This is a genomic window from Aquibacillus sediminis (assembly GCF_005870085.1).
Lineage (GTDB): Bacteria > Bacillota > Bacilli > Bacillales > Amphibacillaceae > Aquibacillus_E > Aquibacillus_E sediminis.
Genome location: NZ_SZNM01000006.1, coordinates 114204 through 133384, shown reverse-complemented (window position 1 = coordinate 133384; position 19181 = coordinate 114204). Strand labels below are relative to the sequence as shown.

The window sequence follows — 19181 nt, the reverse complement described above, 5'->3', positions numbered from 1 at the left end:
GGATAAATCGTTAGGACGCTTGTTGTTCCCGAGCCTTTACATCTCGAACATTACCTGGCTTCTCACTTGTAAGCACATTAAAGATAAGGTTTAATACAATCGCCGTTAAACTGCCGGCAACAATACCACTTTCTGTTAAAATGCGGATGGCCTGAGGCAATTGTGCGAAAATTTCCGGAACAACCGTAACCCCAAGTCCCATCCCAACGGAACATGCAACAATTAGTAAATTTTCTTGACGATCAAAGTCTACTTTACCTAACATTTTAATACCGGAGGCAACCACCATACCAAACATAGCAACAGACGCACCACCTAATACAGCAGTTGGAATCAGTGTTGTAATGGCAGCAATTTTTGGTAAAAACCCTAAAACAACTAATATCCCACCAGCAGCTACAATTACTTTGTTTGTTTTCACTCCTGTTAGTTGAACTAAACCAACATTTTGTGAATAGGCCGTATATGGGAACGCATTGAAAATCCCTCCCAGAAATATAGCTAATCCCTCTGCTCGATATCCTTTTTCTAAATCTTTTTCTTCAATATCTCGATCTGTAATATCCCCAAGAGCAAGATAAACCCCAGTTGACTCAATTAAACTAACAATCGCAACTAACACCATGGTGATAATCGATGATAGTTCAAACGTGGGCATCCCAAAATAAAATGGTTGGATCGTATGGAACCAAGATGATTCTGCAACTTCCGAAAAGTCAACCATCCCCATAAAAGCTGCAGCAATTGTCCCTACAATAATTCCAAGTAAAATAGAGACCGCACGCATAAAACCAGTTGCAAATCGATTAATGAGAATAATAATAGCTAAAACACCAAAAGATAACAGTAAATTCGTCGCACTCCCAAAATCTGCACTACCATCTCCACCAGCCATATCAGTAATCGCCACCGGGATCAACGTAAGCCCAATAATCGTTACGACAGAACCTGTGACAACTGGCGGAAAGAAACGAACTAATTTACTAACGTATTTAGAGATAAGAACAACAAAAAGACCAGATACTAAAATCGCACCATAAATCGAAGAAATACCATGTTGGCTACCAATGGCAATCATTGGCCCAACCGCTGTGAAAGTACACCCTAACATGACAGGTAAACCAATACCGAAAAATTTATTCTTCCAAACTTGTAATAACGTTGCAACCCCACACGCTAACAAATCGATCGACACAAGATAAGTTAGTTGTTCAAATGATAGATTAAGCGCCCCACCTACAATGAGCGGAACAATGACTGCACCAGCGTACATTGCTAACACATGTTGAAAACCGATTGATAATGTCTTAAAAGAATTCCCCTGCATCCTAAACAGTCCCCTTTTTTAGTAAATTTCTAATTCCTTCTGTTCTTCTACAAATTTAACCGTTTTATGTTTAAGTGAGCTTATTCTTGCCAATGATTCCACTCTATATCCCCTTGCCCGAAGTTCATCACCTCCAGGTTGAAAGGCCTTTTCAATCACAATTCCAATTCCCGCTACTGTTGCGCTTGCTTGATTGGCAAGATCAGCTAAACCGAATGCAGCATGACCATTTGCTAGAAAATCATCTATAATAAGAATCGTGTCATCCTCAGAAAAAAACTTACGAGACACTGTAATCGTGTTTGTCTCTTTTTTCGTAAACGAATAAACTTTTGAAGTATACAAATCATCTGTTAATGTTAACGACTTTTTCTTACGTGCAAAAATAACCGGTATATCTAACTCAAGTCCTGCCATAATTGCTGGTGCAATCCCTGATGATTCAATCGTAAGTATTTTCGTAACCCCATTGTCTTTAAACCGCTTAGCAAACTCTTTCCCCATCTCCTTCATCAGTACTGGATCCATTTGATGGTTAATAAATGAATCCACCTTTAGAACGTGTTCATTTAAAACCATACCTTCATCCCTAATTTTCTTTTTTAACAGTTCCATGCGATGCCACCCGCTCCTTTTTAAGCTTGTTAATAGTAGAAAACGTTATAGATAGCCAAGTTTTCCTTACACGACCATCCAAGTACAAAAAAACAGCAGCCTACTAGAGTAAGCTGCTGTTTTGGGTAACAGAAATAATCCACACGTAAACATGTAGAAGAAACATTTCCATCAAATTAAGCTTACTCGTAGTCAGATAATTTACGGTTATCTGGTAGAAACTCGCAGGCCATATCCCTGCTATTATACGAGTGAAAATATTTTGTTATATATTGCATTGTAACGGATTTTAAACAAAATGCAAACATTAAATAAGAAAAAATTAATTTTTTTGACTAATTAACGAACTATTTAACCAAAAATCGCTTTTATTATTCACATTTTCTAGTACAACTGTCCGTAAGACTCCTACTTCCAAACATGATAGGAAACACAGATGTTTAAGCGGGAGTGAACTTTCGCTTTCACCCGGATGGTTCAAAGGCCCACGGATCCCACCATTGTGGTAGTAACACTCATACTGTGTGAAGTTTCATTTTATTAGGTGAGTTCTTTTAAGTAAGTTTGTAAAACACTCACGAAGTTTTGTAAACCCACTTTCTTGAACCGGGTCTTTCTTTGCACCATATATAGATCTCTAGTAAGATGAAAATCCTTTATATTTACCTCAGCTAACATACCGTATTGTAACTCTTTTCGAACCGTTATTTTCGGAACAATACTCACCCCTAGCCCTGCCTCTACTGCATTTTTTATTGCTTGTATACTCTCCATTTCCATTGATGCTTGTATTTTTTGATCTACGCCATACTTTTTTAACTCGGTTTCAACTTGTATTCTAGTCCCCGATGAAGATTCTCGCCAAATCATTTTTTCATCAGCTATTTCATCAAGGTTTATTTCATCACAATCACTCCACGCATGTTGAGGTGGGGTGATCAAAACTAAATCATCAGTCGAGAATTTTTCAGCCACTAATCCATCATCAAGCTTGTCGTTATCTACCATACCTTCCACCAATGCGATATCAATCGTGGTATCTTTTAATTTAGATAATATATCTGGTGTATTGCCTAATCGTAGGTTAAACTTTGTATCTTGATTATTTCTCGAATATTTCTCAAGTATTTCTGGTAAGATATATTCTCCAATCGTCAAAGTTGCTCCGATATTCAGTGTCGGAATCACACCCCCGATCACCTGTCTAATCGCTTCCTGTGAGCGTTGATAGTAAACAATTATTTCTTTTGCGTATGGATACAGCGTTGAACCAGCTTCCGTTAGTTCAAGTTTCTGTTCCGAACGATCAAATAATTTTGCACCATAACGATCTTCTAATTGACGTATTTGTTTCGTTACAGCCGGTTGTGATACAAATCCTTTTCTTGCCGCCTTACTAATACTCCCTTGTTCCACTACATCACAGAACATTCTCAAACTTTCCATGTTCACGATTGTCACAGCCCTTCCCTTGTCTCCAAGTTGATTTTTATACTATAGCTAGTTTTGCTGATCGCCTTATCAGCACTACCCCTATATCTTTTGGTTATAACCTATAACAATTATGGATGAATTTGCCATTGCTTTTCATGTATATACAAGTTATACTAACAATACATCAACGAGGTGTATATACAAGTCAAAAAAAGAAAGCCGTTACAATAATTTTTTTGCTAGCTGAACTAATTTTTTCTAACTATATTGTAACCGCTATTATTAGATTTCTTTATTTAGGTTATGAATAACATTCTTATTCACCTTAAAAAAGAAATCGATTCCATAAGACTTACAGCGCATCTTTAGATCATAAAGCGACATAGGGGGAGAAAACATGAGTGTATCAAAGCAATCTGTACAACAAATTGTTGAAGCCATCGGCGGAAAAGATAATATTAACCGAGTTGCTCATTGTGTGACACGGTTACGTTTTTCATTACAGGATGAAGACAAGGTAAATGTTGATGAACTCGAAAACATCGATCTTGTAAAGGGATCCTTTTCGTCTAACGGCCAATTTCAAGTAGTAATTGGACAAGGAACAGTTAACAAAGCATATGAGGTACTCCTAGATGTCACTGGAATGGATGGTTCATCTAAAAAGGAGGTTAAAGAAGAGTCTGCGAAAAAACTAAACCCCTTTCAACGTTTAGTGAAAGTATTAGGCGATATCTTTATTCCAATATTGCCAGCTATTATCACTGCAGGTCTTTTACTAGGATTAAATAATATTCTAGTCGGGGAAGGGATTTTCTTTGACAATCAATCGATTATCGATGTCTATCCGCAGTGGCAAGGCTTTTCTGAAATCGTTAACTTAATTGCCAATACCGCCTTCACCTTTTTACCTGGTTTAGTTGGTTGGTCAGCTGTTACTAGGTTTGGTGGAAGTCCGTTATTAGGTATTGTAATGGGGTTAATGTTGATTCACCCATCATTGATGAGTGCAAATGAAGCCCTTCAACAAGAAGTAATTCCTCAATGGGATTTATTCGGGTTCGGTGTAAACCAAATTGGTTACCAAGGACAAGTATTACCTGTTTTATTAGCAGCTTATGTATTAGCTAAGATTGAAGGATTTCTTAAAAATCGTGTGCACGATTCAATTCAGTTACTAGTTGTAGCGCCGGTAACATTACTACTAACTGGTTTCATTGCATTTATTGTGATTGGACCACTTTCCTTAGCAATTGGAACTGGGATCACAGATGCTGTGATGGCTTTATTCGGAAATTATGGAGGTCTTGCAGGATTTATTTATGGTGGTATTAACTCATTACTTGTTGTTACAGGTATGCACCACACCTTTATCGCACTTGACTTACAATTAATTGCTGCAGTTGGGATGACATATCTATGGCCAGTCCGAGTAATGTCAAACATCGCACAAGGGTCATCAGCTCTTGCAATGATGTTTGTTACAAACAACAAAAAACTAAAAGGTACTGCTTTAACATCTTCCATCTCTGCTTTTCTTGGTGTTACGGAACCAGCAATGTTCGGTGTTAATATCCGCTTTAAATTTCCATTTATTAGCGCCATGATTGGTGCAGCAATTGCTGGTATGGTTGTTGCGATGAATGGAGTTGAAGGTACAATTGGAATCGGAGGACTACCAGGATTCCTAAACATCTTCACTCAATTCTGGGGTGTCTATTTCTTAGCAATGGGGATTGCATTAATCGTCCCATTTGTATTGACCATCGTTTATGCCAAATATAAAGAGAACAAAGAAAATAATAGCAAGACAAGCAGTTCAAACAAAAATTCTAAAAAACAAGCAGCATAATTACGAATTCATAACCTTATTAGATGGCATTCGCTCCAAAAAGCGAATGCCTTGGTTTTTTACATACCCCTGAAAGAACTTTTCCTTTACATAATTGTTAGTTAAAACCTACTGATGGTAAAGGGAATATGTTTTGGGAATACTTTTATCAATAATCAAGTTTGAAAGGATTGAATAAATATGAATCAACCAAATATTGTTTTTATGATTTCTCATGATACAGGTAGATATTTAGGTACATATGGTCATAAAGTAGAAAGTCCTAATATTGATGAACTGGCTGAGAAAGGAATTAAATTTAACCAATTCTACTGCCCTGCACCACAATGTAGCCCAAGTAGAGCTAGTATTATGACTGGTCTATATCCACACAATAATGGAATGTTAGGCCTAGCCCATAAGAACTTTTCCATTAATGGAGACAAAACAACGCTTCCTAAAGAATTAAAGAAGGCTGGATATGAAACCAATTTAATTGGCTTTAGCCACGAAACGATTGGTGATGAACCGGAAGGCGTCGTAAGTTCCACTTATAAGCTTGGCTATGATAATTACCAAGAAGTACCAGGGAACTTTGCTCCTCAAGTCACGGATCACGTCGAAGATTTTCTCGACAACAAAGCGACAACAACAGATAACAAACCATTCTTTGTTAATATTGGCTTTGAGGAAACACACCGGCCTTTCGATCATTACGAGGATGAGGCAGATGATATTAATGATGTGGAAGTTTTATCCTATCTGCCTGATACCGAGAATATCCGTAAAGATCTCGCATTATTAAATGGTTCCGTGAAAGTCTTTGATCGAGCTGTTGGACGTATTATTCGAAAATTAGAGGAAACTGGTCTAGATAAAGATACGATTGTTATCCTTACAACCGATCACGGCCTTCCTGTGCCACGCGGGAAAGGGTCATTGAAAGATGCAGGATTAGAAACATTATTAATCGCCTATTCACCTAATTTAATTGAGCGCAATAAAGAAATGGATCAACTACTTTGTAATATTGATTTGATGCCTACATTGCTAGAATTAGCAGGTGCACAAATTCCAGATGACTTAGATGGAAAAAGTTTTGCCTCCTTATTAACTGGAAGTGAGGAGAAAGTAAGAGAAGAATTTTTCTGTGAAATGACCTGGCACGACCGCTACCATCCAATGCGCGGAATTCGTACTGAAAATTATAAATACGTATTGAACTTAGAAGATGGACCAATGATCTACATGCCCGTCGATACGCATAAGAGTATTGCAGGACAAGATGTCCAGGAGCAATATTATGTTCCTAATGAAGAAGAGGAATTATATGATTTAACGAAGGACCCTCTAGAAGAGAAGAATAGGATTAGTGACCCAGCATATTTACAAATCGCTGAAGAACTACGTACGAAAGTGAATAACTGGATGAAAGAAACCAATGATCCATTATTACACGGTACTGTTGAAGGCGTTGAATCAAAACAATGGGCGGAAGAAGAAGCTAAAGGGACAACGTATCAAGGTAGAAAATAATAAAATAGACGACTACGGATCTAGTAACCGTGGTCGTCTATTTTTTTGCGACTTCAATTAAGGCTTCCACGTATCCAGCAGCACGAACTACTATTGCAAACTTTTTTATTTTTTTAAAAAAGAGCCTTTCAACCGAAAGACTCTTTTCATTTTAAACACTTGTTGGAACTTTTTCTAACATCGTTCCATTCTTTTGAAAATTTGCATGCCATGAGAATGCCTTTTCTAATACATGTGGCGTTTGTCCCCCACGATTTAATGCTTCATGGTAATAGTCCCACAATTGGCTGCGATACATAGGATGAGCACAATGTTCAATGATTTTACCGACCCGTTCTCTTGGAGCCAATCCTCGTAAATCTGCATACCCTTGTTCTGTCACTACAACATCCACATCGTGCTCGGTATGATCTGTATGGGTGACATATGGAACCACGCTTGAAATATCCCCATTCTTAGCTATTGACTTTGTTACAAAAATGGCTAGTCGGGCATTTCTTGCAAAATCCCCTGATCCACCAATACCATTCATCATCTTTGTTCCCATTACGTGCGTCGAATTAACATTCCCATAGATATCAAACTCTAGTGCAGTATTAATAGAAATTAACCCGAGACGACGAATAATTTCAGGGTGATTGGAAATCTCTTGTGGCCGCATCACCAATTTATCACGATACTTCTCAAAGTTATTAAAAACCTGTTTCATTTTTGCTTCTGACAATGTGATGGAACAACAAGAAGCAACATCCACTTTCCCTGCATCAATTAGGTCAAAAACTGCATCCTGTAGTACCTCAGAATACACTTCTAACCCTTTAAACTCTGAATCAATCATTCCATGTAGGACTGCATTAGCAACAGAACCTATTCCTGATTGTAATGGCGCTAGTTTCTCTGTTAATCGCCCCGCACTAATTTCTGAACGTAAAAACGTTAGTAAATGATCTGCCATTTGCTTTGTCTCTTCATCAGGAGCGACAATAGTTGATGGAGAATCTAGTTGGTTAGTAAATACAATTCCCTTTATTTTATCTACATCAACCGGAATACCTACCGTTCCAATTCGATCATCGACTTTTGTTAACGGGATTGGTTCCCTTTCCCCTTGGTTACCTGGATCATACAAGTCATGTAACCCTTCTAACAATGGAGACTGCGACTCATTGATTTCAATAATAATATTGTCTGCATGTGTAGCAAATGTTAAAGAATTTCCGACAGATGTTGTTGGAATCACCAACCCGTCTTCCGTAATCGAAACCGCTTCCAATATTGCGTAATCAATGGACTCTATAGCATTCGCTCGAACCAACTCTGCAGTGTGTGATAAATGATGATCAACAAATAAATGTTCTCCTCCGTTGATCTTCTTTCTCATTGTCGCATCCGCTTGGAAAGGGAGACGTTTATGAATAATGCCCGCTTCAGCAAATAAGCGATCGATATCAGAACCTAAAGAAGCCCCTGTATACACATTAACTTTAAAATTATCTGTTTCTGCACGTTTGACCAATGCTGAAGGCACTGCCTTCACATCCCCTGCTCGAGTAAAACCACTTAACCCTAGCGTCATTCCATCCCCAATCCATGACGCAGCTTCCCCTGGAGATACTACACGATCTTGTAAATCTGCATGCTTTATTCTCTGCTCACGATTTCCCATACGTATCCCTCTTTCCTTGTCTGTTTGTGCTCATTATAACGTAAAGGGATTAACACAAGAGATAATCTCGTGTAAAAGAGAGAATATTTTGACAAAACAGAAATTCCAAGCCATTAATGCGATTTATGTGTCTGAAATGTGAACGGAACGTTTTTCACCTAAAAACCCAACAATTTTCTAAAATAACTCGAATAAGATTGACTAACAGGGATTTGCACACCATTCTCCATTTCAAGTACAAATGTTGAATGGGTATCTGGATAAATATGTTTAATAGCATGAACATTTACAATAAACGAACGATGGCAACGTACAAATGAATGTCGCGGTAAGATATATTCAAACTCTTGTAATGTATGTTTGTGACTCCCTACGTACTCATTCGTGTGTACATATGTTTTACGATTATGAACTTCAATATAACTAACATCTACAAATGGTATTGGCTTCCATCCATCCTCAGTTTTAATCGTTACAACAGACGCACCATCCGTTAAGGCTGGATAAATAGCCGTCACGCACCCTTCCAATTTCTCATGGTTATAAAACGGAACAGCCATCCCGTGATAAGGAATCCCAAATACATCACGATCAATAAGTTCTGACACCTTTTGTCCAGAAGATAAGGCTTTATGCGCAATGGTTCCTTCTTTTACTGGATCTCCTGGTTCGATTTTTAAGTTTATACGTTTACTAGGACAATAATAAACATATTCCGTTGTATTGGAAACAGCAATCGATATCTCATCAGAAAACAATTCGACCATGACATCTAAAAGAGAATGTAATGACAACCCCTCCATACCTGATCACCCTTCTTTTTTTGCTAATTCCTAGTTAATTCTATTGTACTATCATCTACATAATTTAGCATGTGATAGCATTGTTGGAATGAGTGGTAATCTAGCACTACGGAAATACACCACGCTCTCTCGACACTTCCGAGGTCTTATTGTCGATGGAACTGTCGTGATAGGTTCTTTTCCGACGAATTTCGAAATCCCAATTCTATTGAACCTATTATTACATCCAATTCAGATCAGAAGGTTACATCCAGTAAAAGTTACCTCGCAGTTTATGTTTTCTATGACAAAACAACAATATTTAAAAAACAGCCTTCTTATAAAGAGAAACTTCAATCGGTGGGGGGCTTTTGCTCTTCCCACTGAATGTTAGTTGAACCAATCGGGGTTTAACGACCGTTCACTTCCACATAAACATCCACGTTTTATTTCAGGTTTGAGGTGGGAGTGTTACGGACGGTTTCACTGGGATTAAAACAACCTCCCCACTACATATCCAATAAACGACATAACAATCCCCACTCCATAAGTGAGTAAAATATATGTAATCAATGCTTTTTTGTATTGTTTAAAATGTATTTGTATGACTTCTAACTTAAATGTAGAGAACGTTGTAAATGCTCCTAAAAAGCCAGTCCCAACTAACAAAATAATTGCTTCATTTGCTTGCATACCTGTTATTAGCCCAAGCAAGAAAGACCCTAATATATTTACAGCAAGAGTCCCAATTGGCATAGTTGTTGAAGAATTATTTAAAGACTTGCTCACTGTAAAACGGGCAATAGCTCCAGCAAAGCCACCTATTCCGACTAAAACTAGATTGAATAGTGTCATATCCCTTCTCCCTCTCTACTTACTTTAAAACCGATACGACTCATAAACATTCCACCTATAATACTAATCGCAACATATAAAATCGCCAGGATAGCATGTCCATTTGTCATCATCTCAACCGTCTCCACACTTAAAGTTGAGAACGTTGTAAACGAACCGACAAAGCCTGTGCCAATTGCACTAGCTAGCATCGGCGAAATAGAAATCCTTTTGAATAAGGCAGTTGTTAGCCAAGCTAATAGAAAACTTCCTAGTAGATTAACAGTTAATGTGGCAAATGGAAAGATACTGTCTGTCCATAAAGTGATTCCAACCATGTACCGTAGCATTGCGCCTAATGCACCGGCTAAGCCGATTAAAAGATAAACCATATAATCCTCCTGTGTTAGGGTGACTTTTTTATTTAAAGTGCTTCTAATGATCAAAGATTTATTGTTTTTCACAATAACCATTATACACAATATATCTGTTATATGAGTTAGCTTTTTTACGTCTAAATACATGCTGTGCGATCAGGTAACTTTTAGCTTAATATTTCCTTTTCCGAAAATTTGTCATCCACAAAAAAATACGGACAGATACTAATGTTGTATCTGCCCGTATTTTTTTTGTTGACTATGTGTTTTAGGTGGGTCCTATTAATTCACTCCTGATCTGACACGGCCTTACTCACCCGTTTCCGCAAATCGTTTAATCCGCTCACCAATCTCATCACGTACACGCTGAAAAACAGCCCATTTCTCTTCGTCTGTTCCTTCCGCTTTAGCTGGGTCGTCAAATCCCCAATGTTCCCGTTTTACGTTTGGTGGTGTGACAGGACACTTATCTTTTGCATCTCCACATAACGTTACGGCTAACGTCGCATTTTTTAAAATATCCGGATCAATGATTTCAGATTTTTGATTCGATATATCAATATCTACTTCATTCATTGCTTTGACTGCATTTGGATTTAATCCATGTGCCTCGATTCCAGCACTATACACTTCCCATTCATCACCTAGATGTTGTTTTCCCCACCCTTCTGCCATTTGGCTTCTGCAAGAGTTTCCGGTACATAAGAAATAAATTGTTTTTTTAGTCATAACTGATTGTCCCCTTTTTTTAAAGTATTAGTAGTGTTAGATAAAGTCCTATCAATGTAATAAATAGGATAGGAATCGTTAAGATAATCCCTGTCTTAAAATACGTTCCCCAAGAAATTTTAACTCCCTTTTGTGATAAGACATGGAGCCACAATAAAGTAGCTAAGGAACCAATTGGAGTGATTTTCGGTCCTAAGTCAGAACCAATTACGTTGGCATAAATCAGTGCTTCTCTGATCACACCAGATGTATCCGTTTCAGCGATTGCAATCGCATCAATCATGACAGTTGGCATGTTATTCATTATCGAAGACAAAATTGCTGCAATGAATCCCATCGCAACAGTAGCGACAAATAAACCTTGTTCTGCACTAGCTTGGATGACGGATGCCAACACATCTGTTAGTCCGGCATTTCGCAGTCCAAACACAACCACATACATCCCAATCGAGAAAAAGACTATATCCCACGGCGCACCTTTTACTACCGCCTTTGTATTAACAGCCTTACTGTTTCGCGCCATGATTAAAAAGAATATTGCAATCACACCTGCAACAATTGATACAGGAAGCATGATGAACTCACTAATAAAATAACCAATTAACAACACGCCAAGTACATACCACGATAACCGAAACATTTTCGTGTCTCGTATTGCTTCAGCAGGATCCTTTAATTGCGTAAAATCATAGTTTCTTGGAATACTTTTTCTAAAATAAATTAATAACACCAAAATCGTTGCCGCAAGTGAGAACAAGTTTGGAATAATCATTCGTGATGCATACTCAACAAAACCGATGTTAAAGAAATCCGCAGATACAATGTTTACCAAGTTACTTACCACTAGTGGTAATGAAGTTGTATCAGCGATAAAACCACTCGCCATTATAAACGGAAATACCATTTTTTCTTGAAAGTTCAAGTTACGCACCATCGCCAGCACGATCGGTGTCAAAATTAATGCCGCCCCGTCATTTGCGAAAAACGCGGCCACAACGGCACCTAATAAACTGACATAAACGAACATCTTAATACCATGTCCTTTGGCTGCTCGGGCCATATGTAGGGCAGCCCATTCAAAGAATCCAATCTCATCTAAAATTAATGAAATAAGAATAATAGCCACAAAAGCAAGCGTTGCATTCCATACAATGCCTGTTACTTCGATGACATCGTTAAATCCTACGACACCTACTAGTAATGCAAGAATCGCCCCACCACATGCAGACCATCCAATCGACAAGCCTTTTGGCTGCCAAATCACGAGAACTAGCGTTGCCAAGAAAATAATCGATGCGAGTATAACTGATGATGTCAAAAATATCCTCCTCCTATTAACAACACGTAATCCGTGTTCCGTTTGCTTCCAATTCTTTTAACTTATGATCTTGATTAGGGACTTGCTTGAGAATGTGTTCGACAAACGGATAGTAAGCATTATCTTGATTAATCGAATAAAAAATCCACTGTCCTCTTCTTTCCTCTTTCACTAAGCCAACATCTCTTAATTTTCGAAGGTGCTGACTGATAGATGGTTGACTTGCCTGGAATATTTCAACAAATTCACAAACACAACAATCATTATTTTCCAAAAGCTTCACCATTGTTAGCCGAGTTTTATCTCCCAACAATTTTAATACCATTGCCGCTTTATCCATTTCTATTGATGTTTTCACCATACAGAGCACCTCCATGTTTATCTGCTTATTACTATATAATAATTTGCTTATATAAGCAACCCTTTTTCTCTTGTCTCTCCTAGATCACGATCTAGGACTATCCATATAGATTCCATTAACCATATATTATAATCCTCTTGAATCTACCGCGATAAGTTCTCTCGGCTGATTCTCGAAAACTACAAAAATCAAGAGGTGAGGGAAGTTGCGCTACAGCTTTAGCGCTTCGCGGACGTGGCTTGCACTGCAATTAGTATCCACAGCGGCACACTTTTATAATTTCCTGACAATAAAAAAGCCCAGATTGAATTCTGAGCTTTTTGACGTTGGTGCTTTCTGCTGTGAATCCCCTGTATTGATTTTTCACGAACATCTAATACCTTATTCGCACAAAAAGCTGCCATTCATTCTAAGGGAATGACAGACATTTAGTTCCTTATTTAATGAAAATGACAGCATTTTGAGTCTTTTTTGAAAAATAACGCATCATATGTCCGTAGCACCACTAAATCAGCGGTTTTCACCTAAAATAGCGGATTAAATGTCCTAATTGCTTACTCCTCACAGCAACACTATAACTGTTCCCCATTGGATGCAATCACGTCTTTATACCAGTAGAAGGACTTTTTCCTTTTACGCTCTAATGTTCCACTACCATCATCATGCTTATCGACATAAATGTACCCATAACGTTTCGAATATTGGCCAGATGAAGCACTAACTAAATCAATACAGCCCCAACTTGTATAGCCCATTAATTCCACTCCATCTTCTAACGCTTCGCCCATAGCTTTAATATGTTCACGAAGAAAATCAATCCGATAGTCATCGTTAATGGAACCATCTTGTTCCACTTTGTCATATGCACCTAATCCATTTTCCACAACAAATAATGGTACCTGGTAGCGATCATATAAATTGTTTAAGCTAATACGCAATCCGGTTGGGTCAATTTCCCAGCCCCATTCACTCGCTTGTAAGAAAGGATTCCTTACACCGCCAATTAAATTGCCTTCAGCCGCTTCCTCTGTAGTCTTATCTACTTTCTCCGTGCGGGACATATAGTAACTAAAGCCAACATAATCGACAGTCCCCTCCTTTATCAATTCTAGGTCACCAGCTTGTATATCTAATTCAATACCGTGTTCTTTCCAATACCGTTTAATAAATGCCGGGTATTCCCCTCTCACTTGCACATCTGCACAGAAATAGTTAAACATGCGCTCTTCTTGTAGAGCATACATCACATTTTCTGGGTTAGAATCATAGGAATAGACTGGTGCATAAAGAATCATGTTACCGATCTTAGCTTCTGGAATGATGTCATGACAAGCTTTAACCGCAATCGCACTCGCAACAAATTGGTGGTGAAAAGCTTGGAATGTTGGTTGGTATTTGTCTTCTTCCTCTTGGATCGCAAAACCTAGCCCTTGAATCGGCATGATAAACCCACTATTGATTTCATTAAACGTCATCCAATATTTCACTTTATCTTTGTAGCGATGAAATAGCGCATTTACATATCTTTCAAAGAATGTAATGACTTCTCGACTTCTCCAACCACCGTACTCTTTAACAAGATGCAGAGGCATTTCATAGTGAGAAATCGTGACAACTGGCTCAATTCCATGTTTATGTAATTCATCAAACACATTATCGTAGAATTTCAATCCTTCTTCATTTGGTTCCATTTCAGTACCAGTTGGAAAAATTCGTGTCCATGCAATCGACATACGGAAAACTTTAAAACCCATCTCAGCAAATAGCGCAATATCTTCTTTATAACGGTGATAGAAGTCAATTGCTTCATGGTTGGGATAATTATACTTGTCACGGTCCACTTCGAAATCAAAGCCTGGAGATTGTAGGATATCCAATCTTCCCTTTCCACCTGGTAGAACGTCAGCAATATTTAATCCTTTATTTCCTTCCCCAAATCCACCTTCGATTTGATTGGCAGCAGTTGCTCCTCCCCATAGAAATCCTTTAGGAAATTGATATGTTTTCATTTATTAACCTCCGATTCATTTATCTGTTTTACTAGTATTTCGTTCTATCCTAAACTTATAACATTGTCAATATTGAACATGATAACGATCATTTCCTTATAAGTAAATATCTGAATAATATCTAGTGGCTAGAAACATGAAAAGTAATTTGTTTCAAGAATGTAACAATGTGTAACTTCATGTGATACAATAGCTAAAAAATATATAACGATAGTAACTCAACATGTGTGGAGACTTGATCACACCGTTCCCCTTTCAAATAATTGACAAGATAATTCATTATCTGATAGGTTATCATCCATTACTGGAAGAAGTTTCCCTCATTTCTAAAAGAGAAAGGTGAACAACCAATAGCGGATTGATTCTATTCGGTAAGTCCTACTCGCACGATACCGCCCGGGGATATTCCTAATATTGGTAATATTTAGTTATTTAATAATTTACAATATTCGTGTTAAACTGACATATGTACATATCTAGAATACAACTGTCTTCCTATAATAGAAACTCCTATTTCTATTAGTAACGGGTCAGCATAAAACGGAGGGAAAATGATGAAAAACTTAATACGTAGATGGAATCAAATTAGCCTAGTAAAGCGAATCCTAATTGGCATTATTATCGGTATCTTATTAGCTATTACCATCCCTGATCAAGCAAAATGGATAACAATTTTTGGTTCGTTATTTGTAGGAGCATTAGAGGCAGTTGCACCAATACTAGTCTTATTGTTAGTGATGTCAGCCATTTCCATGCATAAGAGCGGTCAACAAACGAATATAAAGTCGATTATTGGGCTTTATGCTATTAGTACACTTTCAGCTGGTTTTATCGCAGTTGGTGCTACCTTTCTATTTCCCGTAAATTTATCACTTGGTACAAGTGCGGAAGGCCTGACACCACCCGGCGGAATTGTTGAAGTAATTCAAACATTACTGTTAAATATCGTGGATAATCCAGTAGACGCTTTATTAAATGCAAACTATATCGGCATACTTACATGGGCAGTACTGCTTGGTGTCGCATTAAAAAATGCTAGTGACAGTACGAAAGATATGCTTGCTAGCTTTTCAAACGCCATCTCTCAAATAGTGAAATGGGTGATTAATCTAGCACCGATTGGAATTATGGGGCTTGTGTTTGATGCAATCGCGTCAAATGGACTTTCTGCCTTGCTGGGTTACGGAAAATTACTAGCTGTTTTACTCGGTTGTATGCTCTTTATCGCCCTTGTAATCAATCCGATTATTGTATTTATTTCGATTCGTAAGAACCCTTATCCACTCGTCTTTAAAGCTTTAAGGGAAAGTGCTATTACAGCATTCTTTACACGTAGCTCAGCTGCTAACATTCCAGTTAATATGCGTTTATGCGAAAAGTTAAATTTAGATAAAGATACGTATTCCGTATCGATTCCATTAGGCGCTACGATCAATATGTCAGGTGCAGCCGTTACCATTTCTGTGTTAACTCTTGCAGCAGTAAATACACTTGATATTCCAGTTGATTTTGGAACTGCCCTTCTCCTTTGTGTTCTATCAGCTGTATCCGCTACTGGCGCATCTGGGGTAGCAGGTGGATCGCTACTTCTTATCCCTTTAGCATCTAGTTTATTTGGAATTCCAAATGAAATTGCGATGCAGGTCGTTGCTGTTGGTTTTGTTGTCGGGATTTTACAGGATTCTTGTGAAACAGCACTTAATTCTTCCTCTGACGTTATTTTCACAGCAACAGCTGAATATAGAAAAAGGCGTAAAGAAGGAAAAGAAATCAGTATTCATGCCAGCGATTCACATTTGGAAAAAAAGGCTTAAACGTGCCAAATAGAAAGAGAGTAGCAATTGCTACTCTCTTTCTATTTGAATATATGATTGAGGGAAAAGATTCAAATAGCGTTCTCTATTTCCCCTACACATTAGAAATTTTTCATTAAACTTCCATTATAATAGGCAAAATCATTGGCCTACGTTTTGTTTTGTCATAAAGGAACGGTGCGATCGTATCTGTAATTTCATTTTTAATTTCAGACCACTGTGTCGTACGCCTTTCCATCACTTTTTCTAGATGTACTGAAACGATTTTTTGAGCTTCTTTGATAAGATCTCCTGATTCCCTCATATAAACAAAACCTCTTGAGATGATGTCAGGTCCTGAGGCAATCTTAAATTCCTTCATATTAATCGTTACAACAACCATTACTAACCCTTGTTCAGACAGAATTCGTCGATCTCTTAGCACAATATTACCTATATCCCCTATGCCGCTTCCATCTACATAGATCGCTCCTGATGGTATTTTGCCTGCAATCGATGCGTGATCTTTTCCGAGGGCAAGTACATCGCCATTATCCATTATGAAACAATTTTCGGGATCCATAACAGACATTTGCGCTAGTTTGGCATGCTCTTTTAACATTCGATATTCCCCATGAATTGGCATGAAGAATTTTGGATTGATTAATTGTAACATCAGCTTCTGTTCTTGTTGTCCGCCATGACCTGATGTATGGATATCATTTAACGGACCGTGAATCACCGCTGCACCTGCTCGATAAAGCTTGTTAATAATTCTATTCACACTAACGGTATTTCCTGGGATTGGTGAAGAAGAAAACACAACCGTATCGCCAGGAATGAGTTGAATCTGTCGGTGTGTACCGTTCGCAATTCGAGAAAGTGCGGCCATTGGCTCACCTTGAGACCCTGTACATAGAATCGTCACCTCATTTGCTGGGAGACGATTTATTTGATTGTGATCAATAAACGTATCTTTTGGAGCACGAATATATCCTAGTTCTTGTCCAATTGTAATAGATTTTTCCATACTCCTACCAAACACTGCTATTTTTCGATTATGCTTCACAGAAGCTTCCACAGCTTGTTGCAATCGATAAATGTTTGATGCAAAGGTTGCAAAAATAATCCTTCCCGTTTCATCTCGATTAAAAATTTCGTTAATACTTTCACCCACGACGCGTTCCGACATGGTAAATCCAGGGACCTCACTATTTGTACTATCTGATAATAAACATAGCACTCCCTCTTTACCAATCTCAGCCATTTTCGTTAAATTGGCAGGTTCACCCACTGGTGTAAAATCAAATTTAAAATCCCCAGTATGAACCACATTACCTGGAGGGGTTTTGACCACTATGCCGTATGAATCTGGAATACTATGTGTCGTTCTGAAAAACGCGACAGATGTTTTTCGAAATTTTATTACATCATCCTCTTTAAAGGTGTGAAGTTCCGCGTTTCGTAATAGACCGTGTTCTTCTAATTTACTTTTGATCAATCCAAACGCAAGTTTTCCAGCATAAATTGGGATGTTGATTTCTTTTAATAGAAATGGGATCCCGCCAATATGATCCTCGTGACCATGGGTGATAAATAGTCCTTTTATTTTATCTTGATTTTGCACTAGGTAGCTGTAATCCGGAATTACGTAATCAATTCCAAGCAACTCATCTTCAGGGAATTTAATCCCTGCATCTATAAGCACGATCTCATCTTGGAATTGCACAGCATACGTATTTTTCCCAACTTCACCCAATCCACCTAAGGCAAAAACTGCAGTTTGATCATTTTTTACAGCTTTCATCGCTTAAACATTCTCCATTGCGAAGTGTTCAGATTGTAATAAGTTCCTATTACATGCTGGCTGTGATCAGCATGTAGTTTGCGGTCTTCAAATTCTTGATATAATTCTTTCTTGTCTATCATAAAAAAACTCTCCTTATTTGTTATGTATTAAATTTTTTAACATTAGATTTTATCAAAAAGGTATTGAAAGAATAATGACAAGCTCCGTTAACTTCATCACGCATACAACCAAGATACCCGGTAACGAATCCTTCTATTCGTTACCTATTTCCATTGTACAAGCCGGATCTTTTTACACCCCTATTATACCTATTATTTGACAATAAGTACGGGGCAATTCGCTCGTTTCGCAACCTTATGACTGACGCTTCCCAACACAAACTCTTGTAATCCATTGAGTCCTCTGCTGCCAATAATAATGACATCAACGTTATGCTTATTTGCATAGTCAACAATTGAAGGACCTGGTTCACCATGTAGTATTTTCACTTGATAATCAATACCCATTTCTTTAGCTAATTTCTCTGCTTCATCTAACTGCTTTTTTCTTACATCATTTACATCAACAGCATTCCAATTAGTTAAAACATCCGTTTTTGCCTTAGTGGCATCCACTACATATACCATTTCAACCTGTGCCTCTGAACTAGTTTGTGCAATACGAAATGCATTTTCTGCAGCTCTTTTCGAATGTTCAGAACCATCAGTAGCAAGTAATATTTTTTGGTACATGGCACATCTCCCCTTAGCGTTTTGAAGG

The 19181-nt window shown here is 37.9% G+C and carries 16 protein-coding genes and 1 riboswitch; of the genes, 3 read left to right on the top strand and 13 right to left on the bottom strand.

Features of this window, described 5'->3' with window-relative positions:
* Positions 1 to 10: 10 nt before the first annotated feature.
* The 3 genes from FCI53_RS08815 to FCI53_RS08805 form a co-directional block, all read right to left on the bottom strand.
* Positions 11 to 1327 (bottom strand): nucleobase:cation symporter-2 family protein, encoded by a 1317-nt coding sequence (locus tag FCI53_RS08815; protein ID WP_138417929.1) that lies wholly within the window; start codon positions 1325 to 1327, stop codon positions 11 to 13.
* Between the two features lie 18 nt (positions 1328 to 1345).
* Complete coding sequence (locus tag FCI53_RS08810) at positions 1346 to 1942, bottom strand: xanthine phosphoribosyltransferase (RefSeq protein ID WP_138417927.1); 597 nt, start codon at positions 1940 to 1942, stop codon at positions 1346 to 1348.
* A gap of 169 nt (positions 1943 to 2111) precedes the next feature.
* Positions 2112 to 2213, bottom strand: a riboswitch (purine riboswitch).
* Positions 2214 to 2482: 269 nt separating this feature from the next.
* Entirely contained in the window at positions 2483 to 3403 is a 921-nt protein-coding gene (locus tag FCI53_RS08805) for a LysR substrate-binding domain-containing protein (RefSeq protein WP_342774185.1), read from the bottom strand.
* A gap of 370 nt (positions 3404 to 3773) precedes the next feature.
* Between FCI53_RS08805 and treP the strand changes: the two genes are divergently transcribed.
* On the top strand, positions 3774 to 5228 hold the full coding sequence (gene treP / locus FCI53_RS08800; protein WP_138417926.1) for a PTS system trehalose-specific EIIBC component: 1455 nt from the start codon (positions 3774 to 3776) through the stop codon (positions 5226 to 5228).
* Positions 5229 to 5408: 180 nt separating this feature from the next.
* Entirely contained in the window at positions 5409 to 6743 is a 1335-nt protein-coding gene (locus FCI53_RS08795) for a sulfatase family protein (RefSeq protein WP_138417924.1), read from the top strand.
* A gap of 151 nt (positions 6744 to 6894) precedes the next feature.
* Here the strand turns inward: FCI53_RS08795 and scpC are convergent, their stop codons facing one another.
* The 8 genes from scpC to FCI53_RS08755 all read right to left on the bottom strand — a co-directional run bounded on the left by scpC (position 6895) and on the right by FCI53_RS08755 (position 14819).
* The gene (scpC, locus tag FCI53_RS08790; RefSeq protein ID WP_138417923.1) at positions 6895 to 8409 is read right to left on the bottom strand and encodes a succinyl-CoA:acetate CoA-transferase ScpC; all 1515 of its coding nucleotides are present in this window, start codon (positions 8407 to 8409) and stop codon (positions 6895 to 6897) included.
* Between the two features lie 158 nt (positions 8410 to 8567).
* The gene (locus FCI53_RS08785) at positions 8568 to 9212 is read right to left on the bottom strand and encodes a LytTR family DNA-binding domain-containing protein (RefSeq protein ID WP_138417921.1); all 645 of its coding nucleotides are present in this window, start codon (positions 9210 to 9212) and stop codon (positions 8568 to 8570) included.
* Between the two features lie 471 nt (positions 9213 to 9683).
* Positions 9684 to 10046: a fluoride efflux transporter CrcB gene (gene crcB / locus FCI53_RS08780; protein ID WP_138417918.1), complete on the bottom strand. Its 363-nt coding sequence runs from the start codon at positions 10044 to 10046 to the stop codon at positions 9684 to 9686.
* Positions 10043 to 10417: a fluoride efflux transporter FluC gene (locus FCI53_RS08775; protein WP_138417916.1), complete on the bottom strand. Its 375-nt coding sequence runs from the start codon at positions 10415 to 10417 to the stop codon at positions 10043 to 10045. Before FCI53_RS08775 ends, crcB begins: the two co-directional genes overlap by 4 nt.
* A 294-nt stretch (positions 10418 to 10711) precedes the next feature.
* Positions 10712 to 11131, bottom strand: coding sequence for an arsenate reductase (thioredoxin) (arsC, locus tag FCI53_RS08770; protein ID WP_138417914.1), 420 nt, complete (start codon positions 11129 to 11131; stop codon positions 10712 to 10714).
* 19 nt (positions 11132 to 11150) lie between these two features.
* Positions 11151 to 12449, bottom strand: coding sequence for an arsenic transporter (locus tag FCI53_RS08765; protein ID WP_138417912.1), 1299 nt, complete (start codon positions 12447 to 12449; stop codon positions 11151 to 11153).
* A gap of 16 nt (positions 12450 to 12465) precedes the next feature.
* A complete protein-coding gene (locus FCI53_RS08760; protein ID WP_138417910.1) occupies positions 12466 to 12810 on the bottom strand; it encodes an ArsR/SmtB family transcription factor in 345 nt (114 codons plus the stop codon).
* A 572-nt stretch (positions 12811 to 13382) separates the two neighbouring features.
* Positions 13383 to 14819 (bottom strand): glycoside hydrolase family 1 protein, encoded by a 1437-nt coding sequence (locus FCI53_RS08755; RefSeq protein ID WP_138417908.1) that lies wholly within the window; start codon positions 14817 to 14819, stop codon positions 13383 to 13385.
* A gap of 554 nt (positions 14820 to 15373) precedes the next feature.
* On the opposite strand from FCI53_RS08755, the gene sstT reads away from it, so the two are divergent.
* Positions 15374 to 16633 (top strand): serine/threonine transporter SstT, encoded by a 1260-nt coding sequence (sstT, locus tag FCI53_RS08750; protein WP_138417907.1) that lies wholly within the window; start codon positions 15374 to 15376, stop codon positions 16631 to 16633.
* 115 nt (positions 16634 to 16748) lie between these two features.
* On the opposite strand, the gene rnjA is transcribed toward sstT, so the two are convergent.
* Complete coding sequence (rnjA, locus tag FCI53_RS08745; protein WP_138417905.1) at positions 16749 to 18419, bottom strand: ribonuclease J1; 1671 nt, start codon at positions 18417 to 18419, stop codon at positions 16749 to 16751.
* Between the two features lie 314 nt (positions 18420 to 18733).
* On the bottom strand, positions 18734 to 19153 hold the full coding sequence (locus FCI53_RS08740) for a universal stress protein (protein ID WP_138417903.1): 420 nt from the start codon (positions 19151 to 19153) through the stop codon (positions 18734 to 18736).
* Positions 19154 to 19181 lie beyond the last annotated feature (28 nt).

Coding starts and splice junctions, on each gene's coding strand:
- FCI53_RS08815 (WP_138417929.1), bottom strand. CDS start 1,327: ATGCAGGGGAATTCTTTTAAGACATTATCAATCGGTTTTCAACATGTG.
- FCI53_RS08810 (WP_138417927.1), bottom strand. CDS start 1,942: ATGGAACTGTTAAAAAAGAAAATTAGGGATGAAGGTATGGTTTTAAAT.
- treP (WP_138417926.1), top strand. CDS start 3,774: ATGAGTGTATCAAAGCAATCTGTACAACAAATTGTTGAAGCCATCGGC.
- FCI53_RS08795 (WP_138417924.1), top strand. CDS start 5,409: ATGAATCAACCAAATATTGTTTTTATGATTTCTCATGATACAGGTAGA.
- scpC (WP_138417923.1), bottom strand. CDS start 8,409: ATGGGAAATCGTGAGCAGAGAATAAAGCATGCAGATTTACAAGATCGT.
- FCI53_RS08785 (WP_138417921.1), bottom strand. CDS start 9,212: ATGGAGGGGTTGTCATTACATTCTCTTTTAGATGTCATGGTCGAATTG.
- crcB (WP_138417918.1), bottom strand. CDS start 10,046: ATGACACTATTCAATCTAGTTTTAGTCGGAATAGGTGGCTTTGCTGGA.
- FCI53_RS08775 (WP_138417916.1), bottom strand. CDS start 10,417: ATGGTTTATCTTTTAATCGGCTTAGCCGGTGCATTAGGCGCAATGCTA.
- arsC (WP_138417914.1), bottom strand. CDS start 11,131: ATGACTAAAAAAACAATTTATTTCTTATGTACCGGAAACTCTTGCAGA.
- FCI53_RS08760 (WP_138417910.1), bottom strand. CDS start 12,810: ATGGTGAAAACATCAATAGAAATGGATAAAGCGGCAATGGTATTAAAA.
- FCI53_RS08755 (WP_138417908.1), bottom strand. CDS start 14,819: ATGAAAACATATCAATTTCCTAAAGGATTTCTATGGGGAGGAGCAACT.
- sstT (WP_138417907.1), top strand. CDS start 15,374: ATGAAAAACTTAATACGTAGATGGAATCAAATTAGCCTAGTAAAGCGA.
- rnjA (WP_138417905.1), bottom strand. CDS start 18,419: ATGAAAGCTGTAAAAAATGATCAAACTGCAGTTTTTGCCTTAGGTGGA.
- FCI53_RS08740 (WP_138417903.1), bottom strand. CDS start 19,153: ATGTACCAAAAAATATTACTTGCTACTGATGGTTCTGAACATTCGAAA.